Genomic DNA, 17326 nt, shown 5'->3' on the forward strand with positions numbered 1-17326 from the left:
AGATATGAAAGTAAACAGACATGCTAAGATCATTGAACTGATTGGCAAATATCATATTGAGACCCAGGAGGAATTGGCAGATTATCTGAACCGGGAAGGATTTAAAGTGACTCAGGCAACGGTGTCCCGAGATATCCGGGATCTGAAACTTACCAAGATTCCAGCTGAGAACGGCAAACAGAAATATGCGCTGCATCAGGAAAGTGGCAATGGCATGAGTGAAAAATATATCCGTGTTTTAAGAGACGGATATATGTCGATGGATATGGCACAGAATATTCTGGTCATCAAGACGGTGGCTGGAATGGCGATGGCTGTATGCCTGGCTATTGATGCTATGAACTGGAGCGAGGTCGTGGGAAGTATTGCCGGAGACGACACAATTATGTGTGCAATCCGCACGACAGAGGATACTCCGAAGGTGATGGATAAGATTCGTAAAATTGTTCGGCAGGAGGAATAGATGTTACAGAGTTTACACGTAAAGAATCTGGCATTGATTGATGAGATAGAAGTAGAATTTGCAGAAGGCTTAAATATTCTGACCGGTGAGACGGGAGCAGGAAAATCTATTATTTTGGGTTCTGTAAATCTGGCACTGGGTGGAAGATACACAAAAGATCTGATCCGTCAGGGGGAGAATTATGCACTGGTGGAGCTGGTCTTTACTGTGACGGAAAAAAGCCGTCTGAAAGCTTTGGAGAAACTTTGTATTTATCCGGAGGATGGCCTTTTGATCTTGAGCCGGAAATTAATGGATGGCAGAAGTGTAAGCCGGATTAACGGTGAGACTGTAACAATTGCTGTTTTAAAGGAAGTAGCTGCTATTCTGATCGATATTCACGGGCAGCATGAACATCAGTCTCTGTTATATAAAAAGAATCATCTCGGGTTTGTCGATGCATTTGCGTGGGATTATCTTGCAGATATAAAAAAACAGGCAGCTTCGGCTTATCAGGAATATCGTACATGTAAAAAGACTCTGGATGAGGCTGATATGGACGAATCAAGCCGTGCAAAAGAATTGGATTTCTTAAAATTTGAAGTATCTGAGATTGAAGATGCCATGTTAAAAGAAGGAGAAGATGAAGAACTGGAGACAACCTTCAAACGCATGGAAAATGGACGAAAGATTGCTGAGAGTACTGCGGCTTCGTATGCTTATACGAGTGGGGAAGCCGGAAGTGCAAGCGAATGCCTGAGCCGCGCGATCCGGGAGCTGGCACCAGTCAGTAATCTTGATGAGACAGCAGGAAATCTGTACAGCCAGCTGATGGAGATAGACAGTCTGTTAAATGATTTTAATCATGATCTTTCTGATTATCAGGATAGTCTGGAGTTCTCAGAAGAAGATTATATGACAATTACTGAGCGCCTTAATGAGATCAACCGTTTGAAGACGAAATATGGCACGGATATTGCAGGGATTCTGGATTATGGAATAAAACAACAGAAAAAGATACAAAAACTGGAAGATTATGAGAATTATATTGCGGATTTAAAGCGAGATCTGGAACAAAAAGAGCAGAAGCTTGAGAAAGTGACAAAGAAGCTGACGAAGATCCGAAAAGAGCAGGCGCAGATTATGGAACAGGCGATTACAGAAGGTCTTGCAGATCTGAATTTTGAAGATGTGAAATTTTCTATTGCATTTGAAAAGTCTGGTTCTTATTCTGCAAATGGTTCTGATGACGTAGAGTTTATGATTTCGTTGAATCCTGGACAGCCGGTGCGTCCGCTTGTGGAAGTAGCCTCCGGTGGAGAGCTGTCCAGAATTATGCTTGTGATCAAAAGTGTTATGGCTGACAGGGATGAGATTCCGACGCTGATTTTTGATGAGATCGATGTGGGGATAAGTGGAAGAACAGCACAGAAAGTGTCTGAGAAGATGGCGTTGATCGGCAGAAAGCATCAGGTCATCTGTATCACACATCTGGCACAGATTGCGGCCATGGCAGATCATCATTTTATGATCGAAAAAAATGTGTCAGATGGTCAGACAAAGACATCTATCAGGGAACTTAAGGCGGAAGAATCTACCGATGAACTGGCGAGAATTCTTGGCGGTGCTAAGATTACGGACACGGTCAGACAGAATGCAAAAGAAATGCAGGAACTGGCAGCGCAGATCAAAAAATAAAAGAATTGAAATTCAAATAATACACATACTAAGACAGGTGTTCTGATTGAGGGACACTTGTCTTTATTTATATCAGATGTGAGATGCTTTCCGTCGTTGTAGATGGCAAGCAAAAAATCAGTATCAGTGGCAGAAAGTCCATACTCATCTGATATAGCCTCCGGCAGGATGCTGATTGAGATTTTTTTGTAAAAAACATGGGAGGATCAGAGTGTATGAAAAAGTATTGGTATCGGCGAATTTTAATTATGGCATTGGTGTTTTTTGTATCGGTAGGTGGAAGCTATCTTTTGATCGAGCAGAAAAAAGATGCCATGAGGCGAGAGGTGAGTGCTCAGACCTCTGAAGAAGACCTGGTAATTCCAGGTGGCATGCCGGTAGGGATTTATATGAAAACAAAAGGTGTTATGGTATTGGATACACAGAAAATCAAAGGGGAAGACGGTGCAGAATATGAACCGGCGCTTCATATTGTAAAAGCCGGAGATTACATCACTGGATTTAACGGCAAAGATATCAATACTAAAAATGAACTGGTCGAAGCAGTAAGTTCCTTCTCGGAACAAAAAGCAAAATTAGATATTTGCAGGAAGGGGGAGACGATTCATGTAAAAATGGATATGATCCAGTGTGAAGATGGGACGAAAAAACTCGGAATCTGGGTGCGGGATAATGCACAAGGACTTGGGACCATTACTTATCTGGACTCGGACAGTCATTTTGGCGCGCTGGGACATGGAATCCATGATATCGATACAGGGGAGCTTCTTAATATTTCCGATGGAACACTATATCTGACAAGTGTTAAGGAAATCCAAAAAGGTGTGAATGGGACACCCGGTGGTATGGAAGGAATCATTGTTTATAATAATTATAACGTGCTTGGAAAAATAAAGAAGAATACAGAGGCAGGAATTTTTGGAACTATTGACCGGGTTGATGTCCTGTTCGCAAATCAGACTCCGGTACAACTGGCAAAAAAAGAAGAGGTAGAAGAAGGGCCTGCTATCATTCGCTGTGCTGTGGATGGAGAAATAAAAGAATATGATATTTTAATCACACAAGTCAATCTGTGGTCAGGCGAAGTAAATAAAAGCATGACAATCGAAGTGACAGATCCGTCGCTTTTGGATGAGACAGGCGGGATCATCCAGGGAATGAGCGGCAGTCCAATTCTCCAGAACGGAAAACTAATCGGCGCAGTAACTCACGTTTTTGTCAACAATCCGACAAAAGGTTATGGCATTTTTGCAGAATCTATGATAAATGAGTCGGAATAAAAAATACCGTGTCGAGAAGTGATAGAACTTTCCGACAGCAATTTCTTGATTCGAAAAAAGGAGAAAATTATAATAAAATCCAACGAGAAATAAAATCGAGGAGGATTTTGGAATATGGGAGAAATAGCTGTTGCAATCGCAGACGATAATGAGAGAATTCTGGATCTGCTTGGCGAAATGATTGAAAATAACAAAGAGATGAAGCTGGTTGGGAAAGCCAATAATGGAGAAGATGTATATACACTGATTAAGGAAAAACAGCCAGATGTTGTACTATTAGATCTGATTATGCCGAAAATGGACGGATTAAGTGTTATGGATACCGTGAATCGGGATCATGATATCAGAAAACATCCAAGTTTTATTATTATCACTGCAGTGGGACAGGAGCGGATTACAGAAGATGCATTTCGTAAAGGTGCTTCTTACTATATTCTGAAACCGTTCAGTAATCAGATGGTGCTGGACAAGATCCGTGAAGCTGGAAAATATCATGTGCCGGAAGCAAAATCATTTGCACCGGTTGGAAATGCAGAAGCTTCGGAGCCGAAGATAAATCTGGAAAATCGTGTAACGGATATGATACATGAGATAGGGATTCCAGCGCATATCAAAGGATATCATTATCTGAGAGATGCGATTCTTATGGCAATTGAAGATATGGATGTATTAAATGCAGTGACAAAAGTATTATATCCGACTGTTGCAAAGATGCATCAGACGACGGCAAGCCGTGTGGAACGTGCAATCCGTCACGCAATTGAAGTGGCGTGGAGCAGAGGAAAATTAGATACTCTGGACGAGCTGTTTGGATATACTGTGAATGGTGGGAAAGGGAAACCGACCAATTCTGAATTCATCGCACTTATCGCAGATACGATACGTTTAGAATATAAACATAGATAAAAGGCTTTTCTTCTGAAAAAAAATACTGTATAATGATTCATATATCGTGGAATCGGGAGGAAATTACTATGAAAAAAATACTCTTTGCCACTTCAGAAGCAGTGCCATTTATTAAGACCGGAGGTCTGGCAGATGTGGCAGGTTCTTTACCGAAATTCTTTGATAAAGAAAAATATGATGTAAGAGTTATGCTTCCAAAGTATATGTGTATGAAAGAATCCTGGAAGGAAAAGCTTCAGTATAAGACGCATTTTTATATGGATCTTGGTTGGCGGACACAGTATGTCGGGGTTCTGGAGACAGAGTATGAAGGAGTCACCTTTTATTTTATCGATAATGAATTTTATTTTAATGGTTTTGCACCATATGGAGAGATGTATACAGATGTTGAGAAGTTTTCATTTTTCTCAAAGGCAGTATTGAGTGCTCTTCCGGTCATTGATTTCAGACCGGACATCATTCACTGCCATGACTGGCAGACGGGACTGATCCCGATATTTCTGGATAATTTTCGGTATTCCAATGAATATTACCGCGGAATCAAGACTGTGATGACGATACATAATCTGAAGTTCCAGGGGATGTGGGATGCAAAAAAAGTGCGTGACATTACCGGACTTCCGGAGTATTATTTTGTACCGGACAAGCTGACATCTTATGATGATGCCAATATGTTAAAGGGCGGTATCGTCTATGCAGATAAAGTGACAACTGTCAGCAGCTCCTATGCAGAGGAAATTAAGACTCCGTTTTACGGAGAAAAGCTGGAAGGACTGATGCAGGCCAGGTCGGCAAGCCTTTCCGGTATTGTGAATGGAATCGACTATGATGTATATAATCCGCAGACAGACAAGGATATTTACAGGAATTACAGTATAGAGAATTTCCGGAAAGAGAAGATTAAGAATAAAATTGAACTTCAAAAAGAGCTTGGACTTGCACAGAACCATAAGGAGCTGATGATCGGTATCGTATCCAGACTGACAGATCAGAAGGGATTTGATTTGATCGCCTGTGTGATGGATGAACTGTGTCAGGATGCAATTCAGATTGTTGCGCTTGGAACAGGTGAGGAGCAGTATGAGAATATGTTCCGTCACTATGCATGGAAATATCCGGATAAAGTATCTGCGAATATTTATTATTCAGAGGCAATGTCTCACAAGGTCTATGCGGCATGTGATGCATTTCTGATGCCGTCACTGTTTGAGCCTTGTGGTCTGAGTCAGCTTATAAGCCTTAGATATGGAACGGTTCCGATTGTCAGAGAGACCGGAGGACTTAAGGATACGGTAGAGCCATATAATGAATATGAGAAGACTGGAACAGGATTCAGCTTTGCAAATTATAATGCACATGAGATGATGGCAACTGTGCGTTATGCAGAAAAAATATATTACGACAAGAAGAGAGACTGGAATAAGATTGTAGAACGGGGAATGAGTAAGGATTTTTCATGGAAGAGTTCTGCAAAACAGTATGAGGAATTATACGATGACATGTAAGATAAGAGACATTTTAAAAGATCAGACACCACAGGTTTCATTTGAAATCTTCCCACCGAAGACAGATGCAGGATATGACAGTGTGCTTTCCGCTGCTGAGAAGATTGCGGCATTAAAGCCGTCGTTTATTAGTGTAACTTATGGAGCAGGCGGTGGAACAAGTAAGAACACTGTAAGTATTGCATCTCATATCAAAGATGATTTTGGAGTAACAAGTCTGGCGCACCTGACGTGCGTATCGTCTACAAGAGAAGAAGTACATCAGGTCATTGATAAGTTAAAAGAAAAGAAGATTGATAATATATTAGCGCTTCGCGGAGATATTCCGAAAGATAATGCATTTCCACTTCCGAACCAATATCGTTATGCATGTGAACTGATTGAAGATATCAAACAGCAGGGAGATTTCTGCATCGGGGCGGCATGTTATCCGGAAGGCCATGTGGAGACGGAGCATAAGAAAGACGATATCAGCAATCTGAAGACGAAAGTAGATTGTGGAGTTGATTTCCTGACAACACAGATGTTTTTTGATAATAATATTTTTTATAATTTCCTGTATCGTATACGTGAAAAAGGAATTTTGGTTCCGGTACTTCCGGGAATCATGCCGATTACGAATAAAAAGCAGTTAAGACGTTCTATGGAATTATCCGGGACAGCAGTTCCGCAGAGATTCCTGGCAATTATCGATCGGTTTGGAGATGATCCTGAGGCAATGAAGCAGGCGGGAATCGCGTATGCAACAGATCAGATTATTGACCTGATTGCCAATGGTATCAATCACATTCATGTGTATTCTATGAATAAACCGGATGTAGCAGCAGCAATCATGAATAACCTGTCAGCAATATTAAAAGTAGAAGATTAGACTGGATGTTGGGACATGGATAAAAGGACATTAGAAGCGGTCCGTTATCTTGGATATGGAAAACATGCGGTAGACGATCAGACGTTAGCCTTGATTCGGGATTCATTTGAAGACCTGGAACGGGTCGCTAAGAGGAGAATCGTCTATCGCATCTTTGAGTTAAAGGTATCGGACGAAGAACACTTGAATATTGAAGGACTTGAAATTACAAGCAGGAATCTGGCAAAGAATATGAAAGGTTGTACCCAGGTCGTGATGCTTGGTGCAACACTTGGAGTAGAAGTTGATATGCTGATGAAGCGTTATTCTCTGACAGAAATGTCCAGAACAGTTGTTTTACAGGCCTGTGCAGCAGCAATGCTGGAGGAATATTTAAATAACTGGCAGAAAAGTCTGAAAGAAGAGATGACCTCACAGGGATATTTCCTGCGTCCGAGATTTAGCCCGGGATACGGTGATTTCAGTATTTTACACCAAAAGGATATTCTCGGAATGCTGGATTGTGCAAAGAAGATCGGACTTACTATGACTGAAAGCAGTATGCTGACACCGACGAAATCAGTAACAGCAGTTATTGGACTTGGCAGGGAAGAGGTTCACTGTCATGAAGAAGGATGTGAATCCTGCAGTAAAAAAGATTGTATTTACCGGAGGAATTAACGAATGATATTAGACAGATTAGGGAAAGAACTCATATATTTTGATGGGGGGACCGGAACTCTTCTGCAGGAGCGGGGATTAAAACCGGGAGAATTGCCAGAAACATGGAGCCTGGAACGTGCAGATGATATGATTGATATCGCAAGACAGTATTATGAGGCTGGAAGTGATATTGTGCTAAGTAACACATTTGGCGCAAATGCACTGAAATTTCATGATTCCAGACATGAATTAGATGAAATCGTAAAAGCAGCAATTGAAAATGTGAGAAAAGGAGCAAAACTAGGTGTCAAAGATGGCAGAGAGACTTATGTAGGACTTGATATCGGACCGACAGGAAAACTCTTAAAGCCAATGGGAGATCTGGATTTTGAAGATGCATATCAGGCGTTTGCAGAGGTGGCAAGACTTGGCGAAGAAGCAGGTGCTGATCTGATCCATATAGAGACGATGAGTGATACTTATGAAGTGAAGGCAGCAGTACTTGCTGCAAAGGAGAATACTTCACTTCCGGTATTTGCAACTATGATCTTTGATGACAAAGGAAAACTACTGACCGGAGGAGATGTGCCATCGGTTGTAGCAATGCTGGAAGGACTCCGCGTAGACGCACTTGGAATCAACTGCGGCATGGGACCGGAGCAGATGATGCCGATTCTGGATGAAATTTTACAATATGCTTCTGTTCCCGTCATTGTTAAGCCGAATGCCGGGCTCCCAAAACAAAAAGACGGAGAGGTGTATTACGACGTAGAACCTGAAGAATTCGGGAGATTCATGGCTGAAATCCTGAAACGTGGTGCCAGTCTGATCGGCGGCTGTTGCGGAACAACTCCGGCACACATCCGTGCCATGGTGGAAGCAACGAAAGATCAGAGGGACATTACAGACCGGCCTGGAAAAGAATTTAAGAACCGGACAATCGTATCCTCCTATGGGCGAGCTGTGGAACTTGGCGGGAAACCGATGATCATCGGAGAGAGAATCAATCCAACAGGTAAGAAGAAATTCAAACAGGCACTCAAAGACCATGATATTGATTATATATTAAGAGAAGCTATTTCACAGCAGGATGCAGGAGCACATATCCTGGACGTCAATGTAGGGCTTCCAGATATAGATGAACCGGCTTTGATGCGTGAGGTGGTGCAGGAGCTTCAAAGTGTAACGAGTCTTCCGCTTCAGATTGATACGGTAGATATAAGTGCTCTGGAAGCAGCTATGCGAATTTACAACGGAAAGCCAATGGTCAACTCTGTCAATGGAAAACAAAGTTCCATGGATGCAGTATTTCCACTGATTAAGAAATATGGCGGGGTGGTTGTCGGTCTTACTCTCGATGAAGATGGAATTCCGGCAACAGCCGAAGGGCGTGTAAAGGTTGCAGGCAAAATTATCGAAGAGGCAAAGAAATATGGTATCGATAAGAAAGATATTGTAATTGATGTTCTTTGTATGACGATCAGTTCTGAGCCGACAGGAGCAATCACTACGTTGGAAGCTCTGAGACAGGTACGAGAAAAATATGGAGTTTGTACGGTGCTTGGTGTATCAAACATTTCCTTTGGGCTTCCATACAGACCGGCAGTGAACTCCAATTTCTATACTATGGCAATGCAGTCAGGCTTAAGCGCGGGAATCATTAATCCGCTTTCAGAGGATATGATGCGTTCTTATTATTCTTTCTGTGCGCTGATGAATTATGATGAAAATTGTGAGAAATATATTGAACAGTATGGAAGTCAGAAAGTGCAGGCTGTGACACCTGCCACAAAGGCGGAGATGACGCTTAAGACTGCCATTGAGAAAGGCCTGAAGGAAGAAGCACATCACATAACAGCAGAGCTTGTGAAAGATAAAGCTCCACTGGATATCATTAACGAGGAACTGATCCCGGCACTTGACCAGGTTGGAAAAGGATTTGAAAAAGGAACCGTATTTTTACCACAGCTTCTGATGAGTGCCGATGCAGCAAAGATAGCATTTGCAGTTTTGAAAGATGAACTTGCCAAGAGCGGTGAGAGCGAGCAGGCTAAAGATAAAGTCATTCTTGCTACCGTAAAAGGAGATATTCATGATATTGGCAAGAATATTGTAAAAGTTCTTCTTGAAAATTACAGCTTTGATGTGATCGATCTTGGAAAAGATGTTCCGCCGGAGGAGATTGTCGAGACAGCAATAAAGGAAGATGTCAGACTGGTGGGATTAAGCGCTCTGATGACTACAACTGTAGTCAGCATGGAAGAGACGATCAGACAGCTTCGCAAGAAAAAACCAGAATGCAAGGTAATGGTCGGCGGAGCGGTACTGAATCAGGATTATTCTGATATGATCGGAGCAGATTTCTACGGAAAAGATGCGATGCAGTCCGTTTATTATGCACAACAATTATTTGGAGGAGAGAAATAGACATGAGTTTAATATTACCAGAAAATTACGATCCACACATGACCGTGCGCGAGACACAGGAGGCAATTAAGTATATCCGTGATACATTCCAGAGAGAATTCGGAAAAGAAATGAATCTGGAGCGTATCTCAGCACCGCTTTTTGTTGAGAAGAGCAGTGGTCTTAATGATAACCTGAATGGAGTTGAAAGACCGGTACAGTTTGATGTTGCCGGAATTCCGGGAGAGACAGTAGAAGTTGTACATTCTCTTGCAAAATGGAAACGTATGGCTCTCAAAAAATATGACTTTGAGCCAGGCGAAGGACTCTACACAAACATGAACGCTATCCGGCGCGATGAGGAACTTGATAACCTTCATTCCTGCTATGTTGACCAGTGGGACTGGGAAAAAGTTATCCGTAAGGTGGACAGAACAGAAGAGACATTAAAGACAACCGTACGTCATATCTTTAAAATTATCAAACATATGGAACATGAGGTGTGGTACAAATACCCGCAGGCAGTGAAACATTTACCGGATGATGTAACATTTATCACGACTCAGGAATTGGAAGACAGATATCCGGACAAAACTCCAAAGGAGAGAGAGAACCTGATTACAAAAGAATATGGCTGTGTATTTCTGATGAAGATTGGAGATAAGCTTGCAAGTGGTGAACCACATGACGGACGTGCACCGGATTATGACGACTGGCAGTTGAACGGAGATATTCTGTTCTGGCATGATACATTAGATTGTGCACTTGAAATCTCCAGCATGGGTATCCGAGTAGATGAGAAATCTCTTGCTTCCCAGCTTAAGAAAGCAGGATGCGAGGACAGACGAGAGCTTCCATACCACAAAATGCTTCTTCACGGAGAACTTCCATACACAATCGGAGGAGGTATTGGACAGTCCAGACTGTGTATGCTCCTTCTCGACCGTGCTCATGTAGGAGAGGTGCAGGCAAGTCTCTGGCCGGAAGAGATGAGACAGACATGCAGAGAGCATGACATTATCCTTTTATAGATTATAAAAATGTAAACGGATAAATTTCGTTTGCCAGGAGGAAAGGAGATTCCACCAAAAGAACTGGAAGAAATTGAATTGAAATAAATTCAACGGACGTTGACAAACGAAAGATGACTACTTATAATTATAAGTTAGTGAATTTTGAGGAGGAAATTATGCAGAAATACGGAGTTAACGAATTAAGAAGAATGTTCCTTGAATTCTTTGAAAGCAAGGATCACCTGGCACTTAAAAGTTTTTCACTGGTGCCACATAACGATAAAAGTTTATTGTTGATCAATTCCGGTATGGCACCAATGAAGCCATACTTTACAGGACAGGAGATCCCGCCGAGAAGAAGAGTGACAACCTGTCAGAAGTGTATCCGTACAGGAGATATCGAGAATGTAGGTAAGACAGCTCGTCATGGTACATTTTTCGAGATGCTTGGTAACTTTTCTTTTGGAGATTATTTCAAGACAGAGGCAATCCACTGGACATGGGAGTTCCTTACAGAGGTTGTAGGACTTGATCCGGAGAGATTATATCCTTCTGTATATGAGAATGACGATGAAGCATGGGAAATCTGGAATAAAGAAATCGGTGTCCCGGCAGAGCGTATCTTCCGTTTCGGAAAAGAAGATAACTTCTGGGAGCATGGTTCAGGTCCTTGTGGTCCATGTTCAGAAGTTTATTATGACCGTGGTGAAAAATATGGCTGTGGAAAACCAGGCTGTACAGTAGGCTGCGAATGTGACCGTTATATGGAAATCTGGAATGATGTATTTTCACAGTTCAACAATGACGGACATGGAAACTATTCTGACCTGGCTCAGAAGAACATTGATACAGGTATGGGACTGGAGCGTCTTGCATGTGTCGTACAGGATGTAGACTCCATGTTTGATATTGATACAATGAAAGCATTGCGTGACCATGTATGCGCTATGTCAGGAAAACATTATGGCATCGACCACGAGACAGATGTTTCTCTTCGTGTCGTAACTGATCATATCCGCTCTGTTACATTTATGATTTCAGACGGAATTATGCCATCTAACAGTGGCCGTGGTTATGTACTCCGCCGTCTGCTCCGCCGTGCTTGCCGTCACGGAAGACTTCTCGGTATCGAGGGAGCTTTCCTTGTAGAGCTTGCACAGACTGTTATTGATGGTTCAAAAGACGGATATCCGGAGCTTGAAGAGAAGAAAGACTTTATCTTCAACGTGATTGCAAAAGAAGAGGCTCAGTTCAATAAGACAATTGATCAGGGACTTTCTATTCTTGCAGATATGGAAAAAGAGATGAAGAAAAATGGTGAGACAGTTCTTTCCGGAGAAAATGCATTTAAACTTTATGATACTTATGGATTCCCAATTGATCTGACAAGCGAGATTCTGGAAGAGAAGGGTCTGACTTATGATAAGGAAGGATTCGAAAAAGCTCAGAAAGAGCAGCGTGCGAAATCAGAGGGAACATTTGGTACTCACAGCTACACTGGAAAAGACGCTACAGTTTATGATGAACTGGATGCAGAGCTTGCAACAGAATTCGTAGGATACGAGAATCTTGTATGTGATGCAAAAGTGACAGCACTTACAAGCGAAGAGGAGATTGTAGACGCATTATCCGATGGCGAGAAAGGTACAATTATTGTTGACAAGACTACATTTTATGGAACAATGGGTGGTCAGGAAGGTGACATCGGTACCATTAAGACTGCTGATGGAGAGTTCGTAGTAGAGAATACAATTCATCTTGCCGGAACAAAGATTGGACATGTGGGATATGTAAGCCATGGAATGATTAAAGTCGGTGATACAGTATCTATGGAAGTAGATAAAGAGAACCGTAATCTGTCAGCAAGAAACCACAGTGCAACACATCTTCTTCAGGCAGCTCTTCGTCAGGTGCTTGGAACACATGTTGAGCAGGCAGGTTCTTATGTAGATGCTGAGAGACTTCGTTTTGACTTTACACATTTCTCAGCATTGTCAAAAGAAGAGTTAAAGCAAGTAGAAAATATTGTAAATGAAAAGATTGCAGAATGCATACCGGTCGTAGCTAAGAATATGCCAATCGAGGAAGCAAGAAAGACAGGAGCAGCAGCCCTTTTCGGTGAGAAATACGGTGATGTTGTCCGTGTCGTAAGCATGGGAGATTTTTCAGTAGAGTTCTGTGGAGGTACTCACGTATCGAATACAGGAGTTATCAGTGCACTTAAGATTATTTCTGAGACAGGTGTTGCAGCAGGAGTCAGACGTATTGAGGCTCTGACTTCAAAGGGACTTCTGAAATATTATGATGATATGGAAAAGAAACTTCAAGAGGCAGCAGCTCTTGTGAAAGCAACTCCGAATCAGTTATCAGATAAGATCCGTCATCTTCAGGCTGAGAATAAAGATCTTCACAGCGAGCTTGAGAGCGTGAAGAGTAAGATGGCAAAAGAGGCAATGGGAGATGTATCTGATCAGGTTACAGAAGTAAAAGGTGTAAAACTTATTGCTGCAAAAGTAGATGATGTAGATATGAATGGCCTTCGTGATCTTGGAGATCAGTTGAAAGAAAAACTTGGTGAAGGTGTGATCGTTCTTGCATCCGCGGCAGGTGGAAAAGTAAGCCTTGTTGCAATGGCAACAGATGAGGCTGTGAAGAAAGGTGCCCATGCCGGAAATCTGATCAAAGGCATTGCCGGCCTTGTTGGAGGTGGCGGCGGTGGACGTCCGAATATGGCACAGGCTGGAGGAAAGAATCCAGACGGAATTGACGCTGCAATTGCAAAAGTAAGTGAAGTCCTGGAGAGCCAGTTATAGACATTTGATCAGACTTTTCAGGGGTAGTTTATGGAGCAAAAACAAGAACAGAAACAAGAGTTAAAAAAGAATTTGGGCGCAGTGACAGCGATGGCAACCGTTGTCGGAAGCGTTATCGGGTCTGGGGTTTTCTTTAAACCCCAGGCTATTTATACAGCGACAGGCGGCGCTCCTGGACTTGGAATGTATGCCTGGCTGATTACTGGAATTGTAAGTATCGCAGCAGCATTGACATTTTCAGAAGTTGCGATCATGATTCCGAAAACAGGTGGAATCGTAGCCTATCTGGAAGAAATTTATAATCCGATGATTGGATTTTTGGCAGGCTGGGTACAGATTTTATTATTTTATCCGGCCATGATATCTGCCCTTGCAGTGGCAGGAGGTCAGCAGATGGCGTTTTTTATCGGGGACGGTTATGTTGCTCCGGTAGCAGTTGCCATGATTATCATTATCATCTTTCTGAATTCTATGGGATCCAAGATAGGTGGCAGTGTACAAGTCATTTTTACAGTCTGCAAGATGATTCCGTTAATCCTTTTGATGATTTTCGGGTTTGTGCGCGGAGCAGGAACGAATCCAGTCTTTACTCCGATGGTAGGCGAAGGATTAAGTCCGATGGTCGTTCTCGGTCAGCTTATGATCGCGATTTTATTTGCATTCGAAGGCTGGACCAATGTGGGAGCAATTGCTGGAGAGATGAAAAATCCGGGAAAGGATCTTCCTGTTGCCATTGTTGGCGGAGTATCATTGATCATGGCAGTTTACTTTATCATTAATCTTGCATATCTGTGGGTACTTCCGGCATCCGAACTTGCAACACTGACTGCACCGGCATCTGCCGTAGCAGTGAAGATTTTCGGAAAACTTGGAGGACAGATTGTAGCAATCGGAATTATTGTTTCCGTATTCGGAAGCTGTAACGGATTTATACTTTCCGGTTCCCGTGTGGCATATTCTCTTGCGGCAGAAGGGAAATTTCCATTCTACAAGACATTTGCAAAATTGAATGGAGCACAGGTTCCGGCAAATGCAATTATGCTTGTCGGAGGCATCGGTGCATTTTATGCGTTAAGTGGTCAGTTCAATCTTCTGACAGACCTGGCGGTATTCTCAAGCTGGACATTCTACACACTGACATTTATTGGTGTGATCAAACTTAGAAAAGACCGTCCGAATGCAGTGAGAACCTATAAAGTGCCGTTATATCCTATTGTTCCGCTCATTGCGATTGCCAGCGGAATCTTTGTTATTATCAATCAGATTTTTCTGGCAGGGCACAGATCGACCATAATTTCCATTGCCAGCATAATTGTTATGCTGCTTGGACTGCCGGCATATATGATAATTAAAAAAAGATTGTAAAAACATATTGACGTAACGTAAATTTATGATATAATCGTATGTGTGCAAAAAATATACCCGAACAGTCGTATAATGCACAATATAGGACTGGAGGGGAGGTTAGGTGTGAGACTATGTCAAATGTAATCGTAAAAGAAAACGAGACGTTAGACAGCGCTTTACGCAGATTCAAAAGAAACTGTGCAAAGGCTGGAATTCAGCAGGAGATTCGTAAAAGAGAGCATTACGAGAAACCAAGCGTAAGACGTAAAAAGAAATCTGAAGCTGCTAGAAAACGCAAGTATAACTAATATGTGCAAAAAAGGGGCTGTCGGTTAATACCACATTTCGACATCTCCAGTAGCAATTAAAAGGATCCCTGCAAGGACAAGGTTTGTTAGCCTTCTACCTTGCGAGGGATCCTTTTCTCTATGAAAGATAAAATTTATTTTTGGCCGCAAAAATCCCTTGTCTGGATTTTTACAGCCACACTTTTGATCAAGCTGTTTTTTTCGTTGTTTTTCCCTCAAACTTCTTTAATTTTTCATTGAGAAAACGGCAGTATTTATTTATATTCCTTCCGATTGCAGACAACATGAATTCTTTGTACACTTTATCTGCGGAACGGTAATTAAAACGGCGGAAATTTTCGTTTTCTTTGATATCACCGAAATGTCCTTCTGTCTGGATCGAACGTGTCTGCCGTTTCAGAATTACACGCTCACTTTGGATGTTTGCATGGGATTTTTCACGCAGTTCCTCCCACTGCTCATTGATCTTCATTATCTTGTTTTTCTCAGTATCCTTTTCGGCATTATATTTATACAAACAGCGGGCTTTATGTTCGCATCCACTGCAGTCGGCGCAGCCGTATACCTCAAAGGTCTGGGTATAACCATTCTGCTCTTTAGTTTCCGTTCTTATGTGACGCAGTTCACGTCCATCATGGCAGATATAGAACTGCTCATCTTCAAATACTTCGACTTTCATGTTGTAATATTTGCTGATATCTTCGGCATATGCACGTGTTTTGCGTTTTTCATGATCCTGCAATTTTATATAGCTTTCTATTCCTTTTTCTTTTAAATAAAGATGTTAGCATAGTTACATTCTTGAAAACGCGAAACGGCTTATTGAATTTATGAACAACAACGGATTATATGAGATCAATCTTCTTCGTTTCCATCGAATGGGCGCGGCCAAATGGGAGCAGCGTGGAAAGAAATATGAATACAGTGATCATGGGGATATGCCAGAAGAACGCATGTTGGAACTGCAGGAATGCTATCTTAATAATGATATCGCCTGCTATATTGGAGAGGATACTCCGTTCTAAATTCATAATATATACCGTATTAAAAATATCATTAAGGTGCTTAGCGAAAGAATTTTTTATTGACCCAGCATATATAGCAATATTTATAGAAGTACATACAATGAAAAAGTCCTTTTTGCGTATAAATTAACACAAAATAAAGCATATCAATCAAGTTTGAGACACTATATATAGTATGCAAAAACAGTTTTTCAGTGGCGTCCCTATAGAGGTGGGAGTCATCTCCCAGTTGATATATCAAAGATGTCTGTTCTTGGTATTTCACCAGTAAGTTCTATCCAAAGAGCTTGTGAGCAGATTGCACATCATATCATTGTGAATGAAGTTGGAGGTGCCGGCCATGTCAATAATGTAAATGCTATCTGTGAGATGCTCAGAATTAGCAGAAGGAACTTTTATAATTTAGTGAAGAAGCTGGCAGATGATAATATTATAGAGCATTTGGAAGGCGTAATCTATATTACAGATTATGACAGGCTGAAGCAGGAGGATCAGCCGGTGCTGGACTTCTTTGGAAATACGATATAATTACGGAGAGATAGAAAATATAGGATATGAAAACAATCAAGCATTAAATTATGTGATTATCAGAAAATAGCTCTTCTTCCAGAAGATATTAGACAAGCAGAAGAAGCAGCAAGAATGGCTCCGAAAGAAAGTGCTGCTGATACAAGAAGATATTTTTTACAGACAGCATTTTTGCAGAAAGCAGTAGAAGCCAGTAAAATAAAAGTGTCAAAGAAGGAAGCTGAAAAATGGGCACAGAAAATGATGCGTGCAATGGATCAGCAATTGGCTAATAATGGAGAAGATTTTAAAAAGTATTATGAAGGAACAGGTACTACAGAGAAAGAATTGATGGATGAATTCATCAAGGAAGCAGAGCTTATTAAAAAGGATATTGCTATCTCAAAGGGTGAAGAATATATTGGAACATTAATTGATGCTAGCTATAATAAATTTTTAATAAAATCACTATTTGGTGATTTTGTACAATACACACAGGGAAAAATAAGCAAAATGCCTAATAATTAAATATCTAAAAAATAAAAATGGGTAAATATTATTGA

15 protein-coding genes and 1 pseudogene are annotated in these 17326 nt (G+C 41.5%); 15 read left to right on the forward strand and 1 reads right to left on the reverse strand.

Features of this window, described 5'->3' with window-relative positions; translation table 11 throughout:
- Nucleotides 1-4 precede the first annotated feature (4 nt).
- The 12 genes from argR to rpsU all read left to right on the forward strand — a co-directional run bounded on the left by argR (nucleotide 5) and on the right by rpsU (nucleotide 15231).
- Nucleotides 5-463 (forward strand): arginine repressor, encoded by a 459-nt coding sequence (argR, locus tag LI164_RS08745; RefSeq protein ID WP_005330250.1) that lies wholly within the window; start codon nucleotides 5-7, stop codon nucleotides 461-463.
- Nucleotides 464-2140, forward strand: coding sequence for a DNA repair protein RecN (gene recN / locus LI164_RS08750; protein WP_117606100.1), 1677 nt, complete (start codon nucleotides 464-466; stop codon nucleotides 2138-2140). It abuts the gene before it with no gap.
- Between the two features lie 215 nt (nucleotides 2141-2355).
- On the forward strand, nucleotides 2356-3420 hold the full coding sequence (spoIVB, locus tag LI164_RS08755; protein ID WP_005336615.1) for a SpoIVB peptidase: 1065 nt from the start codon (nucleotides 2356-2358) through the stop codon (nucleotides 3418-3420).
- Nucleotides 3421-3534: 114 nt separating this feature from the next.
- On the forward strand, nucleotides 3535-4326 hold the full coding sequence (gene spo0A, locus LI164_RS08760; protein ID WP_005330257.1) for a sporulation transcription factor Spo0A: 792 nt from the start codon (nucleotides 3535-3537) through the stop codon (nucleotides 4324-4326).
- A gap of 68 nt (nucleotides 4327-4394) precedes the next feature.
- Nucleotides 4395-5831, forward strand: a complete 1437-nt coding sequence (gene glgA / locus LI164_RS08765) for a glycogen synthase GlgA (RefSeq protein ID WP_227087007.1) — start codon at nucleotides 4395-4397, stop codon at nucleotides 5829-5831.
- Nucleotides 5821-6702 carry a methylenetetrahydrofolate reductase [NAD(P)H] gene (gene metF / locus LI164_RS08770; RefSeq protein ID WP_117656880.1) on the forward strand — a complete coding sequence of 294 codons (882 nt, stop codon included), beginning with the start codon at nucleotides 5821-5823 and terminating at the stop codon, nucleotides 6700-6702. Before glgA ends, metF begins: the two co-directional genes overlap by 11 nt.
- 15 nt (nucleotides 6703-6717) lie before the next feature.
- Entirely contained in the window at nucleotides 6718-7362 is a 645-nt protein-coding gene (locus tag LI164_RS08775) for a vitamin B12 dependent-methionine synthase activation domain-containing protein (protein WP_005330265.1), read from the forward strand.
- A 3-nt stretch (nucleotides 7363-7365) separates the two neighbouring features.
- Nucleotides 7366-9771, forward strand: a complete 2406-nt coding sequence (locus LI164_RS08780; RefSeq protein ID WP_227087008.1) for a homocysteine S-methyltransferase family protein — start codon at nucleotides 7366-7368, stop codon at nucleotides 9769-9771.
- Between the two features lie 2 nt (nucleotides 9772-9773).
- Nucleotides 9774-10781, forward strand: a complete 1008-nt coding sequence (gene asnA, locus LI164_RS08785) for an aspartate--ammonia ligase (protein ID WP_005330281.1) — start codon at nucleotides 9774-9776, stop codon at nucleotides 10779-10781.
- 158 nt (nucleotides 10782-10939) lie between these two features.
- Nucleotides 10940-13576 carry an alanine--tRNA ligase gene (alaS, locus tag LI164_RS08790; protein ID WP_227087009.1) on the forward strand — a complete coding sequence of 879 codons (2637 nt, stop codon included), beginning with the start codon at nucleotides 10940-10942 and terminating at the stop codon, nucleotides 13574-13576.
- 30 nt (nucleotides 13577-13606) lie between these two features.
- Complete coding sequence (locus LI164_RS08795) at nucleotides 13607-14941, forward strand: APC family permease (protein ID WP_119209806.1); 1335 nt, start codon at nucleotides 13607-13609, stop codon at nucleotides 14939-14941.
- Nucleotides 14942-15054: 113 nt separating this feature from the next.
- A complete protein-coding gene (gene rpsU, locus LI164_RS08800; RefSeq protein ID WP_004054229.1) occupies nucleotides 15055-15231 on the forward strand; it encodes a 30S ribosomal protein S21 in 177 nt (58 codons plus the stop codon).
- Nucleotides 15232-15418: 187 nt separating this feature from the next.
- Here the strand turns inward: rpsU and LI164_RS08805 are convergent.
- Nucleotides 15419-16012: pseudogene (locus LI164_RS08805) on the reverse strand (transposase); the annotation flags it as partial.
- A gap of 49 nt (nucleotides 16013-16061) precedes the next feature.
- On the opposite strand from LI164_RS08805, the gene LI164_RS08810 reads away from it, so the two are divergent.
- The 3 genes from LI164_RS08810 (at nucleotide 16062) to LI164_RS08820 (ending at nucleotide 17291) form a co-directional block, all read left to right on the forward strand.
- Nucleotides 16062-16256 (forward strand): hypothetical protein, encoded by a 195-nt coding sequence (locus LI164_RS08810; protein WP_227087010.1) that lies wholly within the window; start codon nucleotides 16062-16064, stop codon nucleotides 16254-16256.
- Nucleotides 16257-16499: 243 nt separating this feature from the next.
- Nucleotides 16500-16784 carry a winged helix-turn-helix domain-containing protein gene (locus LI164_RS08815; RefSeq protein WP_117648933.1) on the forward strand — a complete coding sequence of 95 codons (285 nt, stop codon included), beginning with the start codon at nucleotides 16500-16502 and terminating at the stop codon, nucleotides 16782-16784.
- Between the two features lie 114 nt (nucleotides 16785-16898).
- Nucleotides 16899-17291, forward strand: a complete 393-nt coding sequence (locus LI164_RS08820; RefSeq protein WP_227087011.1) for a hypothetical protein — start codon at nucleotides 16899-16901, stop codon at nucleotides 17289-17291.
- Nucleotides 17292-17326 lie beyond the last annotated feature (35 nt).

The sequence above is a fragment of the Dorea sp. 210702-DFI.3.125 genome (assembly GCF_020560945.1).
In the GTDB taxonomy this organism is placed as follows: Bacteria; Bacillota; Clostridia; order Lachnospirales; family Lachnospiraceae; genus Dorea; species Dorea formicigenerans.